Below are 7,965 nucleotides of genomic sequence, written 5' to 3'. Positions count from 1 at the left end.
ACGGAGTACGTCCAGCCGTGCGCCCAATGGTCGAACCGGTCGATGTAGAAACGCGAATGGACAACCTCGGCGTCATGCGCCTGATCCGGGTAGAACTCGAACGACAGGCCGGCGGTGCGCGCTCCCCAGTCGGTCCGCAGCAGACCACCCCGGACCAGGTCGGGCTGGGTGTTGCTCATGAAGTAGCCGGCCGGGAAAAGCAGGCCTCCGCCGGGAGGGAAACGGGAGTAGGTGGTGTAACTTCCCCGCTCCTGGCAGGCGTTGACGAAGGCGTCGCCCGTACGGGTCCGCGGGTCGTAGTTCTGGCAGGGAAGGTACGGTCGGCTGGTCGACCCGAGCACCAGGTCCACACCGACCGCACCGCCGATCGATGTCGGGCCTCCGTTGCGATCCGTGAACCCCTCGAAGGGAACCGCGACGCCCTCGCCGCGGCTGGGACCGCCGGCCGCCCTGACCGGCGACGATGTCGCCATGGAAAGTAAAATGATTACGACCGCGAGCAGGAAAGCTCTCCTCCCCTCACGCGTCCTCGCGCTCCAGACCCGGGTACGAGCCAGCCCGCGGATCATGTCGACGTCCTCTCGCCTGGGGAGCCTCTGCCATCAAGCCGATGACACACGCAGGGAGGGGTCGCGGCGGCGGTGCTTTCCATAACCGACACGCAGTCGTTGCGAAACCGCAAGGAGAATGTCCGCTCGTGCTCAGCCTCCTGGAGCCCCCTCGTTCCCGTCTCCGGGCCGCGACTACGGCACGCGGCTACGGCACCTGGGGAACCGATCAGATGACACGCATGGGATGAGAGGGATAAAATGGCCGGTTGGATTCCGACGGTAGTCGTGACGGGTGCGGGACGGGGAATCGGCGCGGCGATCGCCACCGATCTCGCCCGGCGCGGATATCACGTGGTCGTGAACTACCGGCGGGATGCCGCGGCCGTCGCGGCCGTCGTCGCCGGCATCCAGCGGGACGGCGGCCAGCGGAGGTCAGCGGCCGATCCAGGTCAGGGGCCGGCGGAGGTCTCGGCGAGCTCCGCGACGAACGGACGGCACTCCCGCCACGCGGCCACCTGCTCGGGCCGGCCGAAGACCTTCAGGTAGTTCTCGACGTTGGTCTCGTCGATCTCGCCCAGCACGACGGGTTCGAAGTCGGTGCCGTCCTCCCCGACGAAGGCCGGCAGCGGTTCCAGCACAGTGTCCAGACTCGGATAGTAGAAGATCCCGGTCGACTGCCGGGTCGCGCTGCCGCCGGCCACGACCCGCTGCCGGCCGGCCGGCAGCAGACCGTTGGTCCAGCGGGTGAGGATCGTTCCGGAGAGCACCTGCAACGCCCCGGGCACGACGGGCACCGGGATCCAGGTGCCGTCGGGCTGTTGCGCCTGGAGCCCGGAGTACTCGCCGTGCTGGTGCAGGACGGTCACCGCCGAGCCGTCGGCGTGCTCCAGCAGGAGAAGCTTCTCCTCCTCGGAGGCCGTGTCCGGGTAGGTCCAGGTCGGGTAGTCGTTGACGAGCAGGTTGAGGTGGTACGGCTCGTCCTGCGGGAAACTGCCGGCGGGTAGTCCGAGCAGCCGCTCGTACAGGCCGAGCACCCGCCGGGCCAGCGCCGCGGCCGCCTCGGCGTAGGCGACGGTGGCCCCGCGCAGGTCGGGGTCCTGCGGCGGCCAGACGTTGGCGTGTTGGTAGAGCCCGAGCCACCGCTTCGACACGCCCGCCGCGGCAGCGTCGGCCGGGTTGTCGAACTGGCCCACGGAGTACCGTTCGATTTCCAGGCGGCCGAAGTCGTCAGGCCACTGCCGCCAGCCCCGGAAGGGGTGTCCGGTGGGGCTGGCCAGCTTCGCCTTCTCCGCCCGCGGCAGACGCAGGATCCGCTCGACCCGACGCTGGAAGTCCTCGATCAGCTCCAGCGGAACGCCGTGGTTGACAATCTGGATCAGGCCGATCCGCTCGGCCGCCGCGCGCACGCGCCGCAGCAGGTCCGCGGGCGCGTCCTCGGCGAGGGCCACTTCCAGGTCGATGACGGGAATCTCGTCGGTCATGGCAGGGGGTCCTCTCCGGTTTCTCCGACATCAGACATTCTCCTTCTCCGCCATCGCCCCGGGGCCCGCCGCCGGCAGTGGCGGGAGCACAGGCAGATCAGCGGCGTCGAGATGGCAGTGCACGGTGTGGGATGCCGTCATGGCGGCCCCGTCGAGCAGTCGGACGGGAGGGACAACGGAGTCGCAGAGCCCCTCCACCCGGCTGGGGCAACTCCCGGCGAAGCCGCAGCCCACGGCCGCGGGGAGGGTGGGCCGGGTCTTCCCGAGCCGCCCAGCCCACCCGGCCCGCCCGGGCGGTGCCGGATCCACCGGTGCGGTCAGCGTGTGGGTGGCGGTCAGCGTGTGGGTGTAGGGATGATGCGGTCCGGCCAGTACCGCGGCGGCCGGGCCGACCTCCACGATCCAGCCCCGGTGCAGGACGGCGACCCGGTCGGCGAGGTAGCCGACGACGGCCAGGTCGTGCGAGACGAACAGGTAGGACACGCCGTCGGCGTCCCGGGTGGTGGCGAGCAGCTCGAGCACCGCGGCCTGGACGCTGACGTCAAGCGCGGACACCGGCTCGTCGCAGACGATCAGCTTGGGATCGCCCGCGAGGGCCCGGCCGATCGCGACGCGTTGCTTCTGACCGCCCGACAGCCTCGGCGTCATCACCGGCAGCAGCCGGGAGCCGAGCTCGACGCGCCCGGCAAGGTCGGCGACCGTGCCCTCGCCGCGCAGGGTCACCAGTGCCCGGCGCAGCACCGTGGCGACGGTGTGCCGGGGATTGAGGGTGGTATCGGGGTCCTGGAAGACCATCTGCACGCGTCGGCGGTTGTCCGCGCGGCGGCGAAACAGCGATGCCGGTAGCGGCCGGCCAGCGAGCCGGATCTCGCCGGGTCCGTCCGGGCCCAGGCCCACCACGGCCCGGGCAAGGGTCGTCTTCCCGCTGCCGGACTCCCCGACAAGGCCGAGTACCTCCCCGTGGCCGATGTCGAGGTCGATACCGGTGAGCACGGGTGTCCGGCCATAGCTGCGGGACAGCCCCCGCACGGTCAGCAGCCCCGGCCGGGCCTCCCGCGGGGCCACGCCGACGACCTGTTCGGGACGGCGCAGCAGTCCGACGCGGTCGCCGTGATGGCAGCGCACCGTGTGCCCATCGTGCCCGCCGGGTCCGTCCGGGGAGTCGGCGACGGGGGCAAGCGGCGGCTCGGACGCACGGCACACCTCGTCGGCGAGCGCGCACCGGTCGACGAAGATGCAGCCCACCGGCCGGTCGGTCGGCGACGGCGGCTGCCCGGGCACCGCCGGTATCCTGCGTTCCCGCCTGCTCATCCCCACCCGCGGGACGGCGGCGACGAGGGCGGCGGTGTAGGGGTGGCCAGGCGCGGTGAGCAGGTCGGCCGCCGTGCCCTGTTCGACCAGGCGGCCCGCATACAGTACGCCCACCCGGTCACAGGTACGCGCCACCAGTTCAAGATCATGACTGACAAGCATGACGGCGGCGTCGATCCGGCGCCGCAGCGCCTGGATCAGGTCGAGGACCTCCCGCTCGACGGCGGCGTCAAGGCCGGTGGTCGGCTCGTCGAGGACGAGCAGGCGGGGGCTGCCGGCGAGGGCCGCGGCGATGCCGACCCGCTGCTGCTGGCCCCCGGAGAGTTCGTGCGGCCAGCGTCGCGCGATCGTCGCGGGCTCGGGCAGCCGCACCGCGCCGAGCAGCTCGACGGCCCGCGCCCGGGCCTCGGCCCGGGACAGCCCCCCCAGCCGGCAGGCCTCCGCCACCTGCGCGCCGACCCGCACGGTGGGGTCCAGGCTGCTGCTCGTGCCCTGGTGGACCATGGCGAAGGCGTCGGCCCGCCACCGCCGGTGCTCCCGGGCGGACAGGGCCCGCACGTCGACCCCGTCGAGCACGATGCGGCCGGCGTCGATGGCACCCTCGCCGGGCAGCACGCCCGCGAGCGCCGCGGCCAGCGTGCTCTTGCCGCACCCCGACTCTCCGACCAGGCCGTAGGTCTCACCGGGTCGGACCCGCAGGCTGACGCCGTCGACGGCGACGGCCGGTCCGCCGGACGACGGGTAGCTCACCGTCAGTCCTTCGACGACAAGCCCCCCGGCGGCCACGGCCTCGCCCACCACCCCGTCGCCCACCACCCCGTCGCCCACCACCGCGCGGCCTGTTCCCGCAGGTTGTCGGCGATCAGCGCGACACCGATGACGAGACTTCCGACGGCGAGCGCCGGGAACAGCACCGTCCACCAGCCCTGCTGGAGGAAGACCCGGTTGTCGGCCACGGAGGCCCCCCACTCCGGGGATCCCGGTGGCTGGCCGAGTCCGAGAAAGGACAGGGTCGAGGCGGCGAAGACCGCGTCGCCCAGCCTCGACGTCGCCTCGACCAGCACGGTTCCGGTCACGTTGGGCAGCACCTCCCGCCACAGCAGCGACCAGAACGGCTCGCCACGCAGCCGGGCGGCCTCGACATAGGGCTTCTCCCGCTCGACCAGCACGGCCGCCCGCACGCTGCGGGTCACGATCGGGACGAAGAACGTTCCGATGACCAGGACGAGGGTGGTCGTCGAGCGGCCCACAAGTGCCACCACCACCACGGCCGCGACCAGATTCGGGAAGACAGCGAGCACATCGACGACCCGCATCACGATCTCGTCGAACAGGCCGCGCCGCGCGCCGCATACGAGCCCGAGCAGGCTTCCGACCGCCACCCCGAGCGCGGTCGCCAGCGGAGCGACCTCGAGCACCGGGCGGGCTCCTGCCATCACCCGCGACAGCACGTCCCGGCCGAACTGGTCGGTGCCGAACAGGTGCCCGCCGCCCGGCCCCAGCATCCGCTGGGACGGATGCTGGGCCATCGGATCCGCCGGCGCCAGCTGCGGCCAGAACACCGCGACGACGACCCAGCCGACCAGCAGGAACGCGCCGACCACGAAGCCAGCCCGGAAGCCAGCCCGGAAGCCGACCGTGACGCTCGCCGCGGAATCCACCGCGGTGTCGTTCACCGCGCCCCCTCCCCACCCGTACGCGCGGATCGAGCAGCGTGTACACCAGGTCTGCGACGACGTAGATGCCCATCCCCACCGCGCCGAGCACGATCGCGCCGGCCTGCAGGGTCGGCACGTCCTTACTGGTCGCCGACGACAGCAGCAGGTCGCCGATGCCCTGGTAGCCGAACAGCAGCTCGACGGTCACCAGTCCCGCGAGCAGGAACTGCAGCTGCACGGCGAGCGCGCTCGTCGCCGGCACCAGCGAGTTGCGCAGCACGTGCCCGCGCACGAGCTGCGCCTCGGACATGCCACGCACCCGCATTGCCCGGATGAACGGGCTGGCGAGGACCGCGACCGTGCTCGCCCGCACGTGCCTGGCGACATAGCCGGTGCACAGCAGGACCAGGCAGACTGCGGGCAGCAGCAGATGCCGGATCAAGGTCAGCGGACCGGCCCCCGGCGGTGCCTGCGCCGACGAGGGCAGCCAGTGCAGCTTCACGCTGAAGAGGACCAGCAACACGACGCCGGTGACGAACTCGGGAACGGCACCGCGGCTCAGGCCTGTGACGCTGAGGATCCGGTCGGTCAGCCGCCCCTCGCGCAATCCCGCCGCAAGGCCGAGCGCCAGCGCGACAGGGACCAGCAGGACGAAGGCGAGCAGGGCAAGCGTCGCGCTGTCGAGCAGACGCTCGATCACTAGCGGGCGGACGTCGGCTCCGAGCGTGTAGAAGCGCCCCCAGTCACCGGTGGCGAACCCACCCAGCCAGTGCAGGTAGCGGGGCACCAGCGGCTCGTCGAGACGCAACTGGTGGCGCAGCGCGTCCACCGACGCCTGGCTGGCCTCCCGGCCCAACACGACGCGCGCCACGTCGCCGGGGATCAGTTCGGTGGCGATGAACACCAGGAAGCTGACCGCCAGCATGGTGACGGGGATCGTCGCCAGCCGCCGGGCCAGGAAACGCACCATGCCGGATCAGGCCCGGCTCACGGTTGTCAGGTCGAGGAAGGCCGACGGGTGGGCGCGTAGCCCCCTGACCCGGTCGGACCGGTAGGCCCGGACGGCCCCGGACCACACGGTGATGATGACCGGCACGTCCTCGTGAAGGGCCCGCGCGATGATCTCGGCCTGCTTCTTCCGCTCGGCGGGGTCGGTCGCGGCGTCGTAGGCGTCGGCCGCGGCGTCCAGGGCGGGGTTGGCGTACTTCGAACCGTTCCAGACCGCGTGGCTCTTCACCATCGGGATGATGAACTGGCTTGGCGTCGGGCGGCCCACCCAGCCGACGAGGTTCGCGGTGGTGAACAGCCAGGGGGTGTCGGTCTCCTGGTTGCCGCCGTAGAACGCATCGGAGGTCTGCTGGTCGAGATCGACCGTGATCCCCACCTGCTTGAGCTGGTCCTGGATGACCAGCGCGTAGGCCTTGTTCGGGGCGCCGAAACTGAGAGTGAACCGCAGGTTCTCGACCCCCGCGGCGGACAGCAGCGACCGGGCCTTCGCCGCGTCCTTCGCGCGTTGCGCGAGGTCCTTCGGGGCGGCCGCGAACGCGGGCGCGAGAAGGTGGTCGTTGCCGAGGACGCCGACCCCGTTGTAGACGGAGGCGAGGACACCCGGCCGGTCCAACGCGTAGGCGATGGCCTGCCGGACCTCCTTCTTCGTGAACGGTGGCTTGTCGACGCGCAGGGTGAACGCGGTCAGGCTGGTACCGCTGACCTTGTCGACGGCGATGGAGTTGCTTCCGGCGATCGGGACGACAAGGTCGGCCTCGGACAGGATCTGCGCGTCGATGGCGCCGCTCTGCAATGCCAGCAGGTCGGCCTGGGCGTCCTTGTGGAAGGTCACCTTGACGCCGTCGAGGTAGGGCTTGCCGGCGTCCCGGTACTTCGGGTTGCGGCGCAGCGAGGCTCCCTGGCCGACGTCGTAGGAGTCGAGCCGGAACGGCCCGGTGCCGATCGCCTTCGTGGCGAACGTGCCGACCTTGTAGTCGCTCTTGAGCACGACCGCGTTGTAGTTGCCCGCGGAGACCAGGTAAGGGAAGTCGGAGAACGGCCGCTCGAGGTGGAAAACCACCGTGTCCGCCCCCGACACCGCCACGCCGCCGGCCTTGAGGACTGACGCGAAGGCGGACAGGGCAGCGGACTTGTTCGCCGGGTCCAGCAGCCGGTCGAACGACGCCTTCACGGTCGGCGCGTCCAGCGGGGTGCCGTCGGAGAAGAGCACGCCCTTGCGCAACGTGAACGACCAGGTGCGTCCCGCGTCGGACGACGTCCACCCGGTCGCGAGCTGAGGGCGGAGCTGGAAGTCCGGATCGAGCCAGATCAGGTACTCGGCGACGAGCTGGACCAGCGCGATCACGGTGCCGTCGTACATGGTCACCGGGTCCAGCGCGGTGGGCGGCGTCGGAGCCCCCAGGGTGATCAGGCCGCCGCGCCGGCCTCCCGCGGCGCCCGACGCGCCGGCCGCGCCCGTGTCCGCGCTGGATCCGGAGCTGCCGCAGGCCGCGAGGAACGCGGCGATGCCGCCCGCACGGGATGCTCGGCGGCGGAGGACGTCCGATTCCCGGCAAGGTCGATCGGGGAAGTCGGAAATGACGACATGGATATGGATCCTTTGCGTGATGAACGAGGAGGACGAACGAGGAGGAGGAAGAGGAGGACAGGCGTCGCACCGCGATGGTCGCGACGTGGAAGTGTGAAGTGTGGGTCAGCGCCCGATCACGCGAACGACACGTGCCCGTCCAGAAAATCGGCGATCGGATCCGACACCCGACCGCGGCAATTATCCGGGAGAAGGACCGTCAAAATCTGGAGGAAATTTTCGGAAACAATGTTGACCGCTAAATCCACGCGACGTGCGGCCAGCTCGTTCTCCCCGTCAGCGACAACACAGGGAGCTTGCGACGCGGCGGAGGTCGAGATACCTCCGGGCAACAAATGCCCACTTCAACATCACACTCTGACCATAGC

6 protein-coding genes and 2 pseudogenes are annotated in these 7,965 nt (G+C 70.9%); 1 reads left to right on the top strand and 7 read right to left on the bottom strand.

Annotated features, from left to right (window positions below):
- A pseudogene (locus AC08OQ_RS15155) lies at positions 1 to 569 on the bottom strand (hypothetical protein); the annotation flags it as partial.
- Between the two features lie 240 nt (positions 570 to 809).
- Between AC08OQ_RS15155 and AC08OQ_RS15150 the strand changes: the two are divergent.
- Positions 810 to 1,097, top strand: coding sequence for an SDR family NAD(P)-dependent oxidoreductase (locus AC08OQ_RS15150; protein WP_462187484.1), 288 nt, complete (start codon positions 810 to 812; stop codon positions 1,095 to 1,097).
- Here AC08OQ_RS15150 and AC08OQ_RS15145 read toward each other — a convergent pair.
- From AC08OQ_RS15145 to AC08OQ_RS15120, 6 genes and pseudogenes are all read right to left on the bottom strand, one after another.
- Complete coding sequence (locus AC08OQ_RS15145) at positions 1,001 to 2,032, bottom strand: 2-oxoglutarate and iron-dependent oxygenase domain-containing protein (protein WP_476601040.1); 1,032 nt, start codon at positions 2,030 to 2,032, stop codon at positions 1,001 to 1,003. The two genes, AC08OQ_RS15150 and AC08OQ_RS15145, sit on opposite strands and share 97 nt — an antisense overlap.
- Positions 2,033 to 2,062: 30 nt before the next feature.
- A complete protein-coding gene (locus tag AC08OQ_RS15140) occupies positions 2,063 to 4,171 on the bottom strand; it encodes a dipeptide ABC transporter ATP-binding protein (protein WP_476612131.1) in 2,109 nt (702 codons plus the stop codon).
- Positions 4,096 to 5,019 (bottom strand): ABC transporter permease, encoded by a 924-nt coding sequence (locus AC08OQ_RS15135; protein WP_476601045.1) that lies wholly within the window; start codon positions 5,017 to 5,019, stop codon positions 4,096 to 4,098. The genes AC08OQ_RS15140 and AC08OQ_RS15135 overlap by 76 nt, the downstream gene beginning before the upstream one ends.
- Positions 5,020 to 5,095: 76 nt before the next feature.
- Positions 5,096 to 5,971: pseudogene (locus AC08OQ_RS15130) on the bottom strand (ABC transporter permease); the annotation flags it as partial.
- A gap of 6 nt (positions 5,972 to 5,977) precedes the next feature.
- Entirely contained in the window at positions 5,978 to 7,369 is a 1,392-nt protein-coding gene (locus AC08OQ_RS15125) for an ABC transporter substrate-binding protein (protein WP_476605185.1), read from the bottom strand.
- A 504-nt stretch (positions 7,370 to 7,873) separates the two neighbouring features.
- Positions 7,874 to 7,948 (bottom strand): putative leader peptide, encoded by a 75-nt coding sequence (locus AC08OQ_RS15120; RefSeq protein WP_476605189.1) that lies wholly within the window; start codon positions 7,946 to 7,948, stop codon positions 7,874 to 7,876.
- Positions 7,949 to 7,965: the final 17 nt, after the last annotated feature.

The sequence above is a fragment of the Frankia sp. CcCS3 genome (assembly GCF_977927575.1).
This window is presented reverse-complemented; position numbering and strand designations above follow the sequence as displayed.